Source organism: Pseudodesulfovibrio senegalensis, from assembly GCF_008830225.1.
Lineage (GTDB): Bacteria > Desulfobacterota > Desulfovibrionia > Desulfovibrionales > Desulfovibrionaceae > Pseudodesulfovibrio > Pseudodesulfovibrio senegalensis.
In genome coordinates this window covers 1-15,731 of the sequence record NZ_WAIE01000013.1, presented here as the reverse complement: position 1 = coordinate 15,731, position 15,731 = coordinate 1, and the positions used below count along the sequence as shown (strand labels likewise).

At 60.9% G+C, this 15,731-nt stretch carries 13 protein-coding genes; 8 read left to right on the top strand and 5 right to left on the bottom strand.

Annotation, left to right across the window (positions count from 1 at the left end; genetic code table 11):
• Positions 1 to 79 precede the first annotated feature (79 nt).
• Positions 80 to 1,663, bottom strand: a complete 1,584-nt coding sequence (locus tag F8A88_RS15670; protein ID WP_151152130.1) for a HEAT repeat domain-containing protein — start codon at positions 1,661 to 1,663, stop codon at positions 80 to 82.
• A gap of 36 nt (positions 1,664 to 1,699) precedes the next feature.
• Positions 1,700 to 2,158, bottom strand: coding sequence for a chemotaxis protein CheX (locus F8A88_RS15665; RefSeq protein ID WP_151152129.1), 459 nt, complete (start codon positions 2,156 to 2,158; stop codon positions 1,700 to 1,702).
• A gap of 229 nt (positions 2,159 to 2,387) precedes the next feature.
• On the opposite strand from F8A88_RS15665, the gene F8A88_RS15660 reads away from it, so the two are divergent.
• Both F8A88_RS15660 and F8A88_RS15655 read left to right on the top strand, forming a co-directional pair.
• Entirely contained in the window at positions 2,388 to 3,569 is a 1,182-nt protein-coding gene (locus tag F8A88_RS15660; protein ID WP_151152128.1) for an MFS transporter, read from the top strand.
• A 95-nt stretch (positions 3,570 to 3,664) separates the two neighbouring features.
• Positions 3,665 to 4,903 carry a NupC/NupG family nucleoside CNT transporter gene (locus F8A88_RS15655; protein ID WP_151152127.1) on the top strand — a complete coding sequence of 413 codons (1,239 nt, stop codon included), beginning with the start codon at positions 3,665 to 3,667 and terminating at the stop codon, positions 4,901 to 4,903.
• Between the two features lie 67 nt (positions 4,904 to 4,970).
• Here the strand turns inward: F8A88_RS15655 and F8A88_RS15650 are convergent, their stop codons facing one another.
• Entirely contained in the window at positions 4,971 to 6,179 is a 1,209-nt protein-coding gene (locus F8A88_RS15650; protein ID WP_161598451.1) for a C45 family autoproteolytic acyltransferase/hydrolase, read from the bottom strand.
• Positions 6,180 to 6,400: 221 nt separating this feature from the next.
• Between F8A88_RS15650 and F8A88_RS15645 the strand changes: the two genes are divergently transcribed.
• Together F8A88_RS15645 and F8A88_RS15640 are read left to right on the top strand one after the other, a co-directional pair.
• A complete protein-coding gene (locus F8A88_RS15645; RefSeq protein WP_151152125.1) occupies positions 6,401 to 7,486 on the top strand; it encodes an efflux RND transporter periplasmic adaptor subunit in 1,086 nt (361 codons plus the stop codon).
• Positions 7,487 to 7,499: 13 nt separating this feature from the next.
• Complete coding sequence (locus F8A88_RS15640) at positions 7,500 to 10,574, top strand: efflux RND transporter permease subunit (protein WP_151152124.1); 3,075 nt, start codon at positions 7,500 to 7,502, stop codon at positions 10,572 to 10,574.
• An 80-nt stretch (positions 10,575 to 10,654) separates the two neighbouring features.
• On the opposite strand, the gene pgl is transcribed toward F8A88_RS15640, so the two are convergent.
• Complete coding sequence (gene pgl / locus F8A88_RS15635; RefSeq protein ID WP_151152123.1) at positions 10,655 to 11,374, bottom strand: 6-phosphogluconolactonase; 720 nt, start codon at positions 11,372 to 11,374, stop codon at positions 10,655 to 10,657.
• A 283-nt stretch (positions 11,375 to 11,657) separates the two neighbouring features.
• Between pgl and F8A88_RS15630 the strand changes: the two genes are divergently transcribed.
• The 4 genes from F8A88_RS15630 to F8A88_RS15615 all read left to right on the top strand — a co-directional run bounded on the left by F8A88_RS15630 (position 11,658) and on the right by F8A88_RS15615 (position 14,374).
• Complete coding sequence (locus tag F8A88_RS15630; protein ID WP_151152122.1) at positions 11,658 to 12,377, top strand: TerC family protein; 720 nt, start codon at positions 11,658 to 11,660, stop codon at positions 12,375 to 12,377.
• Between the two features lie 13 nt (positions 12,378 to 12,390).
• Positions 12,391 to 12,735, top strand: coding sequence for a DUF4911 domain-containing protein (locus tag F8A88_RS15625; protein ID WP_151152121.1), 345 nt, complete (start codon positions 12,391 to 12,393; stop codon positions 12,733 to 12,735).
• Between the two features lie 48 nt (positions 12,736 to 12,783).
• Positions 12,784 to 13,818 (top strand): dual-specificity RNA methyltransferase RlmN, encoded by a 1,035-nt coding sequence (gene rlmN / locus F8A88_RS15620; protein WP_151152120.1) that lies wholly within the window; start codon positions 12,784 to 12,786, stop codon positions 13,816 to 13,818.
• An 88-nt stretch (positions 13,819 to 13,906) separates the two neighbouring features.
• A complete protein-coding gene (locus F8A88_RS15615) occupies positions 13,907 to 14,374 on the top strand; it encodes a hypothetical protein (RefSeq protein WP_151152119.1) in 468 nt (155 codons plus the stop codon).
• Positions 14,375 to 14,452: 78 nt separating this feature from the next.
• Here F8A88_RS15615 and F8A88_RS15610 read toward each other — a convergent pair whose 3' ends face one another.
• Positions 14,453 to 15,292, bottom strand: coding sequence for a TatD family hydrolase (locus F8A88_RS15610; protein WP_151152118.1), 840 nt, complete (start codon positions 15,290 to 15,292; stop codon positions 14,453 to 14,455).
• Between the last annotated feature and the right edge of the window lie 439 nt (positions 15,293 to 15,731).

Below are 15,731 nucleotides of genomic sequence, written 5' to 3'. Positions count from 1 at the left end.
CCAAGGCCGACGCGTACATCACGTACGCGAGGGGTTGGTCTTTTTGCATCAACGAAGCGATCGGGCCGTTATCGCCAGCCTAGGCGAGCAGTTCGTTGATCTTTTCCTTGAGCTGCTCAGGCTTGAACGGCTTGGTGATGAAGGCCGTGACGCCGGTCTTGGTGGCCAGGGTCTGCTGGGAGGCCTCGGACTCGGTGGTGACCATGATGATGGGCACGTCCTCGTAGCCCGGAGTGTTGCGGACCTTGCCCACAAGCTCCAGCCCGTCCATGACCGGCATGTTCATGTCGGTGATGATGATCTCGAATTCCTCACCCTGCTCAATAAGCTCGTAAGCTTCCTGCCCGTTGGGGGCCACGAACGGCTCGAACTCGAGGTCCGTGAGAATGGCCTTGTGCATGGCGCACATGGAGCGGGAATCGTCTGCCGCCAGCGCCTTGCGCGATGCAGCCTCGGGCTGGGGCAGGCGGGCAAGGTCGTTCTCGGCCCGGCTGCCGCCGATTTCGAGCAGCAGGTTGCGGAATTCTTCTATGATCTCCGGATCGTTGGATTGCTCCAGCGCGGCAATGAGTCCGTCGCCGGCTCCGGCATTTTCATACAATGCGTCGAAAAGGTTGGTTGCGCCGCTGCTGATGACGGCCTTGGCAATGCGGTCGCCCTGATCCGAGGCCGACTGCACAAGGGTTGTCAGCTTGGCCACGATACCGGGGTTGACGTGCTTCTCCAGCCCGCCGATCACGGCCATGAGGGTCAGCTCGTCCTCTTCTCCCAGCCCGTCCACAAGGCAGATGATGCCCTTCATGGTGCCCACGCGGCCAAGGGCCTCGTACAGGGCGTAACGGACGTTGGAGTCCTTGGCCAACCCCTTGTCGAACGCGGCCACAAGCCCGTCCGCACAGGCCTTGTCCCCGATGAAACCGAGCACGTTGGCAGTGAGGATTCTCATGTCCGTGTCGCCGGCCTCAAAAGCGGCCAGCAGCAGAGGAATGACCGGGGAGCCGATGTCGGTCATGGCATCGGTGATGATGCGCCGGACCGTGGGGTTCTTGTGGTGCAGCTTTTCCACCAGAAAGGCGAGGGTGTCCTCGGTATCGAAGGCGGCCAGCGCCTCCACGGCCTTCCAGGTGGTGATGTCGCAGACCTCATACTTGTCCGAGGCCTCGCTGTCATCGATGATGGCCTTGAGATAGCTCACCGAAGAGAGGTCCCGCAGCTTGCCCAGCGCCTCGATGCACAGGGCGGAAATGAATGAATCCTCATGTTCGAGATATTTGCGGAAGATGGGCAACGCGCCGGGATCGGAAATGCGGGCCAGCGAGGTGAGCACCTCCATGAGCCTGTCCGGATCGGTCTCGCTGTCCGCGATTTTGACCAGGGTGGGCGTGGCCGAGGCAAACCCGTATTCCCCGGCAACCCGGATGCACAGGATGCGATATCCCGGATGCTTGTCCGCCATGCCCGCCACGGTTTCGCTTTCGCTCTGCGAAAGCACGGCATTGAGCGCGTTGACGACCATGTAGTCGATGGAAGTGTCGCCCACGGGCGATTTCAGCAATTCCACAAGCCCGGGAAGATTCTCCGGGTCCTTGCTGCCCGATATCTCGTTCAGAATCGTTATCTGATCCAGAAATTCTTTGTCTCTGAAGCCCTCGAGGGTGGCCATGATTTGCTCCCGTCGTGTTCGTTCTGGATATATTCCCTACTCGAAACAGAATTCGATGGTGAACTCGCCGTGATCCGTGGAAAACGGTATGGCCATGATCGGTGATTTGGCCTGATGGGAAATGGTATGGTTGTCGCCCATGATGACCGTGGGCGTGGAGCCCTGAAAAACCAGACCCTTTTCCGCCAGCCCGGCACGGGCCTGCCCGGAGATCATGTTGGTCATCTCGCCCACCGCATCCTTGACGTCGGAAAGGATGTCCTCGATTTCATCGCCCAGCATGTTCTTGACGATGGCCACGGCACACGCCTTGGAAAAAGACATGGACACGCTGCCGTTCTTTTCGCCGGTCAGGCCGACAAGACCGGTCACATCGCCGTGGGCCATGTTGTTCTTTTTCACGAACGGCTTGCCGACCTTGGGCTGGATGAAAGCCATGGTGGACAGCACGTCGACAGCCGCCTTGATAAAAGGTTTTGCCAATTCAACGTCCATGTTTGTCTCCTTTTCCCCACGGCTGGCCGATTGATCGGACCCGCCGATGTTGTTGCGCGTTGGGCGGCAAGGCATCCCGCATCATGATGTCAACCCCGAATCGAGAGATGCCTTGTGAATACAGTTTTCTACCGACTTAGCTATTGAGGGTCAAGTTTCCGATGCCGGATATAACGTCGTGATTTTGGTTGCCTTGGTACAAAGGCGGGGCTAGATATGCGTTTACATCATGTCCAGCCAACGCTCTTCCACCCAGCCATACGGTGCGGCGCTTCCGGCCGTTCTGTTCGTGGTACTCATTTTTTTCCTGAATTTTACCACGCGCATCGTGCTGGCTCCGCTCATGCCCGTGCTGGAAACACAGCTGGGCTTCGACCACGCCGCTGCCGGAAGTCTTTTTCTCGCCCTCGGGATAGGCAATGGCACGGGCCTGCTGCTCAACGGCTTCATCTCCCGCGAGATCAACCACAACCGTACCGTGGGCCTGTCCGCCATCTGCACGGGCATCGTCTCGCTCTGCCTTTCGCAGGCATGGTCCTACTGGTCGCTTTTGTGCGGCATGCTGCTGTTGGGCGTGAGCGTGGGCACGTATCTGCCTTCGGGCATTGCCACGGTGACCTCGCTGGTGCGCCCCGAAGACTGGGGCAAGACCATAGCCACGCATGAAGGCGCGCCCAACACCGCCTTCGTGGCCGCCCCGCTGCTGGCCGAGGCCGTGCTGCTCTTTTCGGGCTGGAACTCGGCCATGCTGCTGCTGGGCACGGCCCAAATCCTGACGGGCATACTGTTCCTGCGTTTCGGCAGGGGCGGGGCCTTCCCCGGCGTTTCCCCGCTTTCGAAAATGGCCTCAGACCTTTTGCGCCGTCCGGTGCTCTGGCTGTTGGTCTTCTGTTTCAGCACGGCCGTAGGCATTTCGCTGGGACCATATTCCATGCTGCCCCTGTTTCTGGTGGACGAACACGGATTCACCCGCGAGGCCGCCAACCAGCTCCTGTCCATTTCACGCATCGGCGCGGTTGTCCTGCCCTTTGTTTCCGGCTGGTTCACGGACCGATGGGGCGCAAAGCCCGCGCTGTTTTTGTATTTCACGCTCTGCGGTGCCAGCACCATGCTCATCGGCATCGGCACGGGAACGCTGCTGATTGCGGCAGTGATGCTCCAGCCCATGTTTTCCGTGCTGTTCTTCACCCCGGCGTTCACCGTGGTTTCCCACATGTTCAATCCCGAGGAACGCGCCGTGGTGGTCTCGTTCATCGGCCCCATCAACGCCTTTCTCGGTGTCGGGCTCATTCCGTGGGTTCTGGGCCTGCTCGGACAGGCAGGGCTCTTTTCGCTGGGGTTCATCCTTCAGGGAGGCATCTGCATGCTGTCACTGGCCCTGCTGCCGAAATTTCCCGCACACAGGCACTGAATCCATTCTCACCAGGTTGCCTGTATTCCCCGATGGCCGTATGCATACCAACGGGACTTCTGAACCACACGTCAAACCTGAGGGGAGGCGGACACATGGCACAAAGCGGATTCGGATTGCTGGCCTTCGTATTCCTTGCCTGGCTCATAAGTGAAAACAGGCGGCGGATTCCACTGGGAACCGTGGCCGCGGGACTGGCCCTGCAAATCGGGGTGGCCCTGCTCATGCTGCATGTTCCGGGCGTGGAAGACTTTTTCGGATTGCTGAACCGTGGGGTGCAGGCCATATCCCACGCCACGGACGCGGGAACCGCATTCGTTTTCGGTTATCTGGGCGGGGGCAAGCTGCCGTTTGCGGAAACAAGTCCGGGCGCATCCTTTGTGTTGGCCTTCAAGGCCCTGCCGCTGATCCTTGTCATCAGCGCGCTCTCGTCCCTGCTGTTCTACTGGCGCGTGATCCCGGTGGTGGTGGGCGTCTTTTCCCTGTTCCTGCAAAAGACCATGCGCATCGGCGGGGCGTTGGGCCTCGGCGTGGCCGCCAACGTGTTCGTGGGCATGGTGGAAGCGCCCCTGACCATCAAACCCTACCTCAGCCGCATGACCCGCAGCGAACTGTTCGCGCTCATGACCAGCGGCATGGCCACCATTGCGGGAACCGTGCTGGTGCTCTATGCCATGTTCATCGAAAAGGTGGTGCCCGGCGCGGTGGGCCATATCCTGACCGCCTCCATCATCTCGGCCCCGGCCGCCATCGTGGTGGCCAAGGTCATGGTGCCCGAAAGCGCGGACGTTACGCGCGGCGCGGCCAAACCGCCCCAGACCGCGTCCAGCTCCATGGACGCCGTGACCCGCGGGACCATGGACGGGCTGAGCGTTTTCCTGAACGTCATGGCCATGCTCATCGTGCTGGTGGCACTGGTGGCACTGGCAAACGAAATCCTCTCCCTGCTGCCGGACGTGGGCGGCAAGCCCCTCACCCTGCAGGGAATATTGGGCTGGGTCATGGCCCCGGTGGTCTGGCTGACCGGAATCCCATGGAACGAGTGCATGACCGCGGGAACCCTCATGGGCACAAAGACCGTGCTCAACGAATTCATCGCCTACCTGAACATGGCCAACCTGCCCGAAGGCGCGCTGAGCCAACGCAGCATGCTGATCATGACCTACGCCATGTGCGGGTTCGCCAACCTCGGCAGCCTCGGCATCATGATCGGCGGGCTGAACGTGATGATACCGGAACGGCGCAGGGAGATCGTGGGCATGGGCATGAAGTCGCTGGTCTCCGGCACGCTGGCCACGCTCATGACCGGCGCGGTGGTGGGACTGCTGACCTAGGGAAACGGCGCAAACGTTCTCAGGCTGCACGAACACGTTCGTGCAGCCTTTTTCGTGCAGGATTCAATCACTTCACGGCCGGAATACCGCCCAGCAGCGGCGCAAGCTCCACGGTTTCCCAGTCCGAATAGTCCACGCCCCGTATCCACAGGATGCGCTCCGACGGCCGTGCCACGATTTGCAGCACAGTACCCCCGAACATGGCCCCGCCGTCGGCCACGTCCACCTCCATGAGTTCGCGCATGGTTTCGGCGTTGATGCGCCCCTTGATTTCCGGGTTCGCGAGCATAGTCCGGATGTTGCGCAGCCTCGGGTCTTGCGTTTGGGGCGGCGGCGGGTTGATGCGCCCCTGCCACGGCTCGGGATAGGGCGGCACGAAACTGTTGTACGCGGCCAGCATGCCGGGGGACGCCCCCTCCCGCACCCGGCAGCCGAACGTGGCCCGCTCCACGGAAACAGCGCGGTCCGCGTCCGCCACCTGAATGATGTAGGCAAGATCGGCCGGGACCGCGCACAAACGCCGGACCGCGTCGTCCAGCGATTTTGCCCGGCTGAGCACGCGCACCAGCACGGAGCTGGTGTCCTCGCGGTCCTCGTATTCCGTGGGGTCGGAGTGCTCGCCGTTGTTCAGCTCCAGAAACACGCCGTTTCGATTCAGGCCGCTTTCCAGATACATGTTGCCCAGCGGATGCACGTTGGCAAAGGGCACGCCGTCCTTCGGGTGAAACACGGCCACGCCGAGATATTTCATGTATCGGCGCATGGGCTCGCGCAGAATGTCCCAGTTGCGGCCGAAAACAACATGGCCGTCCGTGGTCCGCTGGCCCCATGCGGCCAGTCCGCTGCACGCGGAAGGCGGTTCGCCGCCGAGCACCGCGCCCGTGAGCAGCATCATGCCCGCATTGAGTTCCATGGCCTTTTCCCGGCCCAGCCCGGAGCCTTTACCCATACCGAGAATCAGGGCCCGCACTTCCGGGCCGTACTGGTCGAACACGGCCTTGGCAAAAGCCTGCCGGGCGGAAGCGTCAACGCCCCGTTTGGAGAGGTCCGCGCAGATGCGTTCATGAAATTCACGCAGCAACGGGCCAGCCAGCGAGCCGTACTGTTCGCCCATGGCCTGCCAGTCGCCATACAGGTTCACAACATGGTATGTGCCTTCGGGGGTAACATACAGGGCGGCCGGACCAAGCTGCCGCAGCTGTTGCAGAGGCGCAGCCTGTACCGAAAGGCCGATCAGCAAAACCAGCAGCAGAAAAAACGAAACACATCGCGTCATGACGGCTCCTCGGGTTTGTTGCGGATCAGCATGGCAGCAGGGCATGGGCATGTCCATGCGGGTATAACCCGCCAACGGATTTCCTTTTTTTCCGTTTTGGGGCAGACTGCGCTTCGGGCCGATGATAATCATGCCCCTACCGTGACGCACGGTATACCCTGTATCTGCAGAATACTGATGCCCTGTAAAAACAGTGAACTCATTCCCGGGAGTTATACTCGATGACCATGTTCAAGACCATGGCCCTGTCCGGTTTGTGCCTTGCCATGCTGACTTGTGGTGCATGCAGGGACAAGGTCGAGAAAAAGGCCGAAGTCATTCGCCCCGTCGTAACCTACACCATCCCGGACATCATGCGCTCGCGGGAATGGTCCACATCCGGCACGGCCAAGGACGCGCTGGAAACCGCGCTGAGTTTTCGCGTGGGCGGGACTATCGTCAGCCTGCCGGTCAAGGTGGGCCAGCGCGTGGAAAAGGGAGACCTCGTGGCCGCACTCGATCCCACGGATTTCCGCCTTGAAGTCAGGCGCGCCGAAGCATCGCTCAAGGACCTCAAGGCCGAACTGAACAACTCCCGCCTCAATTACCAAAGGCTCAAAACCCTTGTGGACAAAGCCGTGATCAGCCGCAGCGAGTACGACTCGGCCTTCTCCTCCTATGAATCCCTGCTGGCGCGGGTCGAGGCGCAGGAAGATCAGGTGTCCATTGCCCGGCGCAACCTTTCCTACGCCACGCTGAACGCGCCCGTGGCAGGCATCATCAGCACCAAACCCGCCGAGGTGCACCGCAACGTGGCCGCAGGCGAAACCATCGCCACCCTCAACTCCAAGGGTGACCTTGAAATCGAGATAGGCGTTCCCGACCGCATCGTACCCTATGTGGAAGTGGGCCAGTCCGTATCCGTGGAATTCGACGTTTTCCAGGACGTCACCCTGGCCGGAGCGGTCAAGGAAGTGGGCGTGGAGGCTCAGGATTCATCCACGTTCCCGGTAACCGTCACCCTGCAGGAAAACGACCCGCGCATCCGCTCCGGCATGGTGGCCGAAGTGACCTTCGACTTTGCGCGCATTGCGGAAATGCAACTGGTCTCCATTCCGGTGCAGGCCATGTTCGGCAAGCCGGACAACACCAGCTGGGTCTGGGTGCTGGACACCGACACCATGACCGTACAAGAGCGCGCGGTGGAACCGGGCATGCCCACACGGCAGGGCACGGCCATCAAAAAAGGCCTGAACCCCGGCGACGTGGTGGTGGTGCGCGGCGTGCACAGCCTCAAGAACGGACAGAAAGTCCGCATGATGCAATAGCCGGGAGTCATTCATGAACATCGCCGAATGGACCATCAGAAACAGGGTCACATCCCTGACCATATTCGCGCTCATCATCGTGGCCGGGATCATGACCTTCCGGAATATTCCCCGACAGGAAGACCCGGACTTCATCATCCGCACGGCCATGATCACCACGGTTTTTCCCGGCGCCTCGCCCCAGAAGGTGGAAGAACTGGTCACGGACAAGCTCGAGGAAAAAATCCGCGAAATGGCCGAGGTGGAAACCGTGACCTCGGAATCCCTGAGCGGGCTTTCGCTCATTTCCGTGGACGTGTACGAAAGCATCAAGGACGTAACCCCCATCTGGACCAAGCTGCGCAACAAGGTCGACGACGCCATGCCGGACCTGCCCGCCGAGGCGGGCAAACCCATGGTCAACGACGAATTCGGGGACGTCTTCGGATTCCTCATCGCCGTGACCGGCGACGGCTATTCCTACCGCGAGGTGGAGGATTACGCGGACATGGTGCGCAACAAGCTCATGACCGTGGACGGCATCGCCAAGGTGGACCGCTGGGGCAGGCAGGAAGAACGCGTGTTCATCGAATTTTCCAATGCCCGCTTTGCGGAACTGGGCCTCAGCCCGTTCATGTTGCAAAGCATCATCAGGGCGCAGAACACCATCCAGCCAAGCGGACAGATATTCGCCAACCCCGAACGCATCAACCTGCGGGCCTCCGGAGAATTCAACTCCGTGGACGACATCCGCAACATGAATCTGCGCAAGCCCGGCGGCAAGGACAGCATTGCGCTGGAGGACGTGACCACCATCCACCGCGGTTTCAAGGAACCGCCGTCCACCATGGTGCGCTACAACGGCCAGGACTGCATCCTGCTGGCAGTGAGCATGGCCGTGGGCAACAACATTTCCGAAGTGGGCCAACGCCTCAGAGACAAAAGCGACGAGGTACTGGCAAGCCTGCCCGTGGGCATCGGGCTGGACTACGTCATCTACACGCCCGACTACGTGGACGAGGCTGTGGACGGTTTCGTGATCAATCTGGGCCAATCGTTCATCTTCGTCGTCGCGGTCATGCTGTTGTTCGCGGGGCTGCGCGTGGGCCTCATCTGCGGGGCGCTCGTGCCCATGGCCATGCTGGCCTGCATCGCGTTCATGCCCATGTTCGACGTGTTCCTGCAACGCATTTCCATCGCATCCATGATCATCGCGCTGGGCATCCTCGTGGACAACGGCGTGGTGGTCAGCGAGAACATTCTGGTGCAGCTGGAAGCGGGGGCGGACCGCATGACCGCGGTCAAACGCACGGTATCCGAACTTTCGTTCCCCCTGCTGGCGGCCTCGCTGACTACCATCTTCGCGTTCCTGCCCATTCCGCTGGCTCCCAGTTCGGCGGGCGAATACTGCGTGTCCCTGTTCATCGTCATCACCATCACCCTGTTGGCCTCGTGGCTGCTGTCCATGACCATGGTGCCCATGATGTGCTACGGGCTGCTCAAACCCCAGCCCTCGGAGCAGACCTTTTCCGGCCGCATCTACCGCACGTACCGGAGCCTGCTCACCGCGGCCCTGAAGCAACGCACCGTATTCATGGGCATTATCCTGATCCTGTGCGCACTCTCCTTCTGGGGCTTCCGCTTCGTGCCCAAGATATTCTTTCCGCCCAACGAACGCGCCCAGTTCATGATCGACTTCTGGCTGCCCTACGGCACGGACATCCGCGTGACCTCGGAACGCTCGGCCAAGCTTGAAGAATTCCTTCAAAAGGACCCGGCCTTCGAATCCATGGTCACCTTCATCGGCGCGGGCGGTCCGCGCTGGTACCTGCCGCTGGACCTTGAGCAAAACAACGAGAACCTGACCACCTTCGTGGTCAACATCGACGACTTCGACAGCCTGCCCGGCATCATGGACCGTACCGAGGCCGAATTGCAGGCCCATTACCCGGACCTGCGATACCGGCTCAAGGAAATGATGCTGGGGCCGCCCTCGGGCGCGGCCATTGAAATCCGCATATCCGGCGACGACATGACCACGCTCTATCGCCTGCGGGACAACATCGCCGATCTCCTGCACAAGCAGGACTCCGTTGTTTCGGTCTGGGACGACTGGGGCAACTTCACCAAACAGATGGTGGTGCAGGTGGACCAGAACCGCGCGCGCCGCGCCGGACTGACCAGCGCGGACATTGCCTCGTCCATACAGATGCAGATGTCCGAACTGCAGGTTTCGGACTTCCGCGAGGGCGACAAGGTCATCCCCATCGTACTGCGGACAAACAGAAACTACCGCGACCAGCTGGACAAGCTGCTGGCCATCAACGTGTATTCCAGCGAGGACAACATCAGCGCGCCCCTGCTGCAGGTGGCCGACATCATACCCGAATGGCAGCCCGCGGACGTGCGCCGCCGCGATCAGGTGCGCACCATGACCGTGCAGGCCGACGTGGAAGGCGAATTCGCTTCCGAGGTGCTGGCACGGGTCAAGCCCGAAATCGAAAAACTCATGGACTCGGGCGAATGGCCCGCCGGGTACACGCTGGAATACGGCGGATCGGACGAAAAAAGCGCGGAATCGCAGGCGGCGCTCATGGAAAACATGCCGCTGGCCATGGGGCTGCTGATCCTGATTCTGGTCATCCAGTTCAACTCCATCAAAAAGCCGATGATCATCATGCTGACCCTGCCGCCCATGATGCTGGGCATCACCCCGGGCATGGTCCTGACCCAATCGCCCTTTGGGTTCATGCCCATGCTGGGCATGATCAGCCTGCTGGGCATAATCGTGAACAACGCCATCATGCTACTGGACCGCATGGACCTGCTGCAAAAGGACGGCATGAGTCTGGCCGACTCCGTGGTTGTGGCGGCCCTGCAACGCTCGCGCCCCATCATCATGACCACGGTGACCACCATCATCGGCCTTGCACCGCTCATCTATTCGGGCGGGGGCATGTGGCGACCCATGGCCATACTCATGGCCTCGGGCCTTGCCGGAGCCACGGTGCTGACCCTGCTGCTCTGCCCGGTGCTCTATTCGCTGTTCTACAAGGTGCGCTTCAAGGACTGGCGCTGGGACCCGGCCATACTGGAATCGGTCAAATAACGATCCGGTCACAATAAAACGGCCCCGGAACCTGTATGGAACCGGGGCCGTTTTTTTTCAGTCACATATCGTTTTGAGCCTTATTTCCTTCCAAGGGCCGCCCTGTCCACAAACCATTCGGTCCGCTGCGCACGAATACGGGCCGCGGGCAGGGATTCGTTCCCGTCCCGAACGGCCTTGAACGTGGCAGCCTTGTCCGCCCCCGAAACCAGATACAGGACCGTGTTCGCCGCGTTCAGGCAGGGCAGGGTCATGGTCACGCGATCCACCGCGGGTTCGGGCATATCGTTTGTGGCGGCCACGGGCTCGACGCTTTCCACGGAATCCAGCGCCGGACAGCCAGGAAAAAGCGAAGCCGCATGGCCGTCCGCGCCCACGCCCATAAGCACAAGGTCCATTTGCGGCATGGCGCCCGCACCGAAAAGATTGACCAGCTCGCGCCGGTATTCCTGCGCCGCATCATGCGCGCCCTTTTCACCGGGGATGCGGTGAATATTTGCTGTGGGTACAGGCACGCGGGAAAGCAGCAGGTCTCGGGCAACGCCGTAATTGCTCCATTCGTGGTCCGGTCCGACCATGCGCTCGTCTGCCCAGAACACATGGGTGCGGTCCCACGGCACGGCGCGCCAGAACCTGTCCGTGGCCAGCAGTTCATACAGCCCGTGCGGACTGCTGCCGCCGGAAAGGACCACGCAGAAATTGCCGGAACGCTCCAGGGCCGCGTGCGACTCGCACACAAAAAAAGACGCGGCAGCCCGGTTCAGGGCCTCGGCGTCTTCGAATTCGGTTACACGGTGCATTGATCATCCTTTGGACGATGATTCGCATGCCGCGGGGTCCGGGCCATCCAGACCCGCCCTGACGGACGCAGCAGCGACTTGCTTTGCGGCACAATTGCACTCCATACGCACCGGAGTCAACAATTCCGCACACAAAATCACGCTATCCTGCTGCAAAAACAGGCAGGATAGCCCAAAAAACCGAGCACTCCCCCCTTTTCCGGGCATGCCTGAGATTGCACAAGGTTGCCACCGCATGCGGGCAGGGGCATACTTTGCTAAATTCGCAAGGAGAAACCGAGGCATGGAACAGCTTTTGACCATGGAAAACCTCATTGCCCTGATCACCCTGACAGGGCTTGAAATCGTTCTGGGCATCGACAACATCGTCTTCGTGGTGGTGGTCACCAACAAGCTGCCCCGCAACCGGCGCGAAATGGCGCGCAAGCTGGGCATCGGGCTGGCCATGCTGACCCGCATCCTGCTCCTGTTCGCCATCAGCCTGATCATGGGCCTGACCAAGCCGTGGTTCGAGATATTGGGGCATGCGGTTTCCGGACGGGACGTGGTGCTCATTTGCGGCGGGCTGTTCCTGCTGGCCAAGGCCACCATGGAAATCCACGAAAAGCTGGAAGGCCCGGACCATGAGCGGCACATGACCGGCACTCCCCATTCCCTTGCGGGCGCCATCGTGCAGATCATGCTGCTGGACATGGTCTTTTCGCTGGATTCGGTCATCACGGCCGTGGGCATGGCGCAGGACATAGCGGTCATGGTGACCGCCATCGTGGCCGCGGTGCTGGTCATGCTGGTCTTTGCCGACGCGGTCAGCCGGTTCGTGAGCAACCACCCCACCATCCAGATGCTGGCGTTTTCCTTCCTGCTGCTGGTGGGGGTCCTGCTGGTGGCCGAAGGACTGGGCAGGCACATCGACCGGGGCTATGTATATTTCGCCATGGGATTTTCCCTGTTCGTGGAATTTTTGAACCTGCGCGCACGGAAAAGACGGGCGGCGGTCCGCTGATTTGCCCGGTCGCATGGCCTGCTTCTTGCCTTTGCGCCCGGTCCGCGTTACCCCTGTGCGCGTGAAGAACAACAAGCCCACACGCCGCAAGCCGCGCCACCGGCCGTGTCCGCCGCCCCCCGGACGGTCCAGCCGCCTGTACGTGCGCATACAGCCCAAGGACATCGCCATGTTCCGGTTCCTGCTCGAAGCGCACGACAACCTCGGCATATTCACGGTTACTGATCGCTTTCAGGGCATACTCATGCTGCGCTACTCCCCGCATCAGGAGCGCGAAATGCGCGCTTTCCTGCACAGCCTGAAAAACGTGGTCCCGGTAGACGTGCTGCACGAAGCCCCGGAACCGCGCGTCGGCTAATCCTTGACACGCCCGGCCAAAGCCATACAGTGCCGCCAGCGAGGAACCATGATCAATCTTCTTGACCTGACATATGACGAATTGCAGTCGTTCGTTGTGGACGACCTCAAACAGGCCCGCTTCCGCACGGACCAGATATGGCAATGGATCTGGCAGAAGGGCTGCACCGATTTCGAGCAGATGACCAACATGGGCAAGGAATTGCGCGCCCTGCTGGCCGAACGCGCCTTCATTTTCCACCCGTCCATCGACCGCGCGCAGGTCAGCCGCGACGGCACGGTCAAGCTGCTGCTGCGCCTGCACGACGACAAGCTCGTGGAAACCGTACTCATCCCCTTCAACGACCGCTATTCCCAATGCCTTTCCACGCAGGTGGGCTGCGCCATGGCCTGCACCTTCTGCAACACGGGGCAGCTCGGGTTCGAACGCAACCTGACCATGGGCGAAATCCTCGGGCAGGTGCTGGTGGGCCGCCAATACCTTGCGGACAACGACCTCGACCCGCTGCGCAACCTCGTGTTCATGGGCATGGGCGAACCCCTGCTCAATCTGGACAACCTGCTGCGCGCGCTGGAAACGCTGCCCTCCACCAAGGGCCTGAACATTTCGTGGCGGCGGTCCATGGTTTCCACGGTGGGCTTTCCCGAACAGCTGCGCAAACTCGGGGAAACGGAACTGGCCCTGCCCGCCATCTCCCTGCATGCGCCCACGCAGGAATTGCGCGAACAGATCATGCCCAAGGCCGCACGCGTGCATCTGGACGACCTCATGCGCTGCCTGAACGAATTCCCCCTGCGCCCGCGCGAACGCATCACCTTTGAATACCTGCTGCTCAAGGGCGTGAACGATTCCCTGAAGCACGCGGACCAGCTTGCCAAGCTGGTGGACCCCAAGCGCATGAAGGTCAACCTCATCGCCTACAACGCCACCGAAGGCCTGCCATATGAGGCACCGGACCGCGAGCAGGTGGAAGCCTTTGAAAAACGGCTCTGGAAACACGGGGTCACGGCCTTCATCCGCCGCTCCATGGGCGCGGACATCATGGCCGCCTGCGGCCAGCTCAAGGCGGACCAGCAGAAATAGCCTGTGCAAGTGCCGGGAACCGCTTGTCTTTGTCTCCGATATCTGGAACAAGAGCCTGTGGGGTCTCAACAACAAGGAGTTTTGACATATGGCTCGTGATTTCAGGGAAATGTTGGAGGAAGTGTCCAGGGACGACGAGTACGGACGCTATTTCAAGGAAATCGCCATCGGGTTCAAGCTGGTCATGTCCATACAGGCCAGCAACATGCACGGGTGCGAACCCGCGGAAACCCTTGACGACGTATACGCATACAAAAGTTTCGACGTGAGCGTGCGGCAGTTCAGCAAGCCCATCGACGCCCCCAAGATCGGCGCGTGGAGCGAACTGCGAGCCAAGGAATGGGCCGAGGGATTCGATCGTCCCGAGTACCGCAGGGACATGGCCAAGGAATGTGTGCCCACCGAAGTGGTGCAGACCATATTCGAAGACATCATTGATTATGCCCGCGAAAAGGGACATCTGGAAGCGGATCAGGAGCCATCTCTGGTGGACCCGGAAGAACCCATCCGCAAAATGCGCAAAGGCTGCGGCGGCAGTTGCGCTGCAAAAAAATAGCCGGTCATTCCCGCATCATCGCTTTTCAGGCCCGCTTTCGGCGGGCCTTTTTCATGGGCGCGGCAGCCCGAAATCACATCAATAGGCCAGCTTTTCCAGCCCGAAAAACCTGCGGGCATTCTCCCCGGTGATGCGCCAAAGGTCCTGCACGGAGATCGCCTTGAGCAGGGCCACCTTCTCCGCGGTGAACACCACCAGCGCCGGATGGTTGCGCTTGCCGCGCCACGGCTCGGGCGTCAGGTACGGGCAGTCCGTTTCCAGCACCAGCCGGTCCAGCGGCACCGAGGCGACCGCGGCCTGCGTTTCCACGTTCTTGTTGAAAGTCACCGGACCGGGCACGGAAACCATCCAGCCGTTGGAAACCACCCGCGCGGCAAAGCCCGCATCGCCGCCAAAACAGTGCCACAGCACCGGATAGTCACGGAAACCCTCGGCCTCCAGGATCTCCACGGTGCGTTCATGCGCATCGCGGGAGTGGATGACCACGGGTTTGCCCAGTTCACGGGCCATGTGCAGCTGGCGCACGAACGCTTCGGCCTGCACGTCGTGCGGCACATGGTCCCAATAAAAATCCAGCCCGATCTCGCCCACGGCCAAAAGCCGCGGCTCGGCCTTGAAATGTGCGCGCATGCGCTCAAGGTCGTCGTCCGTGCACCGGTCCGTATTGTTGGGATGGATGCCCAGCAAAAAGAACACTTCCGGGTGCGCGTCGAACAGGGTCCGGTTGCGCTCAAACGCGTCCGGTCCCAGAAACACGTTGCCGATGGCCGACACGCCGCAGGCGCGGGCGCGCTCCAGCAGTTCCTCGCGGTCCTCGTCAAAATCCTCAAGGTCCAGATGCGCGTGCGTTTCCACGCCCACGCAGGACAGCTCAAGCGTTTCCGGTTCGCGTCGGTTCTTTTTTTTCTTCTTGCTCATGCGGCAGGGGCCTCCGGGGGCGAGGATTCGCGGGAAAGGAGACTTGGGGAGGGCCCTTTTGAAAAAGGGCCCTCCCCAAACCCCTCCCCCAAAACTTTTTGGCGAGCGCCCCCGGCTTGCTCCGCAAACCGGGGGCGCTGATTTATCGTCAACTATTCCAAAAAATTATAAAACAAAAAAAGCGTCTTGTCACATCACGCCGTTCCGCATTCGCAGAATGCGGAACAAAAAAGGGTCAAGGGACGTATCCCTTGCGGGTGCAGGGCAGCGCCCTGCTTCTCCCGAAACGGAAGGGAGAACCGACGCGTATTGCACATACGCGAGGAGTTGACCCGTTTGAAGCAACGCCGCAGATTGCCGTTTTCCACCTGCACGCAGGCTGTTCAAAAACGATGAGATGCCAGGCGCGCCGAACGGGGCAGAACCGACGCGTATTGCA

Coding starts and splice junctions, on each gene's coding strand:
- F8A88_RS15670 (WP_151152130.1), bottom strand. CDS start 1,663: ATGGCCACCCTCGAGGGCTTCAGAGACAAAGAATTTCTGGATCAGATA.
- F8A88_RS15665 (WP_151152129.1), bottom strand. CDS start 2,158: ATGGACGTTGAATTGGCAAAACCTTTTATCAAGGCGGCTGTCGACGTG.
- F8A88_RS15660 (WP_151152128.1), top strand. CDS start 2,388: ATGTCCAGCCAACGCTCTTCCACCCAGCCATACGGTGCGGCGCTTCCG.
- F8A88_RS15655 (WP_151152127.1), top strand. CDS start 3,665: ATGGCACAAAGCGGATTCGGATTGCTGGCCTTCGTATTCCTTGCCTGG.
- F8A88_RS15650 (WP_161598451.1), bottom strand. CDS start 6,179: ATGACGCGATGTGTTTCGTTTTTTCTGCTGCTGGTTTTGCTGATCGGC.
- F8A88_RS15645 (WP_151152125.1), top strand. CDS start 6,401: ATGACCATGTTCAAGACCATGGCCCTGTCCGGTTTGTGCCTTGCCATG.
- F8A88_RS15640 (WP_151152124.1), top strand. CDS start 7,500: ATGAACATCGCCGAATGGACCATCAGAAACAGGGTCACATCCCTGACC.
- pgl (WP_151152123.1), bottom strand. CDS start 11,374: ATGCACCGTGTAACCGAATTCGAAGACGCCGAGGCCCTGAACCGGGCT.
- F8A88_RS15630 (WP_151152122.1), top strand. CDS start 11,658: ATGGAACAGCTTTTGACCATGGAAAACCTCATTGCCCTGATCACCCTG.
- F8A88_RS15625 (WP_151152121.1), top strand. CDS start 12,391: ATGGCCTGCTTCTTGCCTTTGCGCCCGGTCCGCGTTACCCCTGTGCGC.
- rlmN (WP_151152120.1), top strand. CDS start 12,784: ATGATCAATCTTCTTGACCTGACATATGACGAATTGCAGTCGTTCGTT.
- F8A88_RS15615 (WP_151152119.1), top strand. CDS start 13,907: ATGGCTCGTGATTTCAGGGAAATGTTGGAGGAAGTGTCCAGGGACGAC.
- F8A88_RS15610 (WP_151152118.1), bottom strand. CDS start 15,292: ATGAGCAAGAAGAAAAAAAAGAACCGACGCGAACCGGAAACGCTTGAG.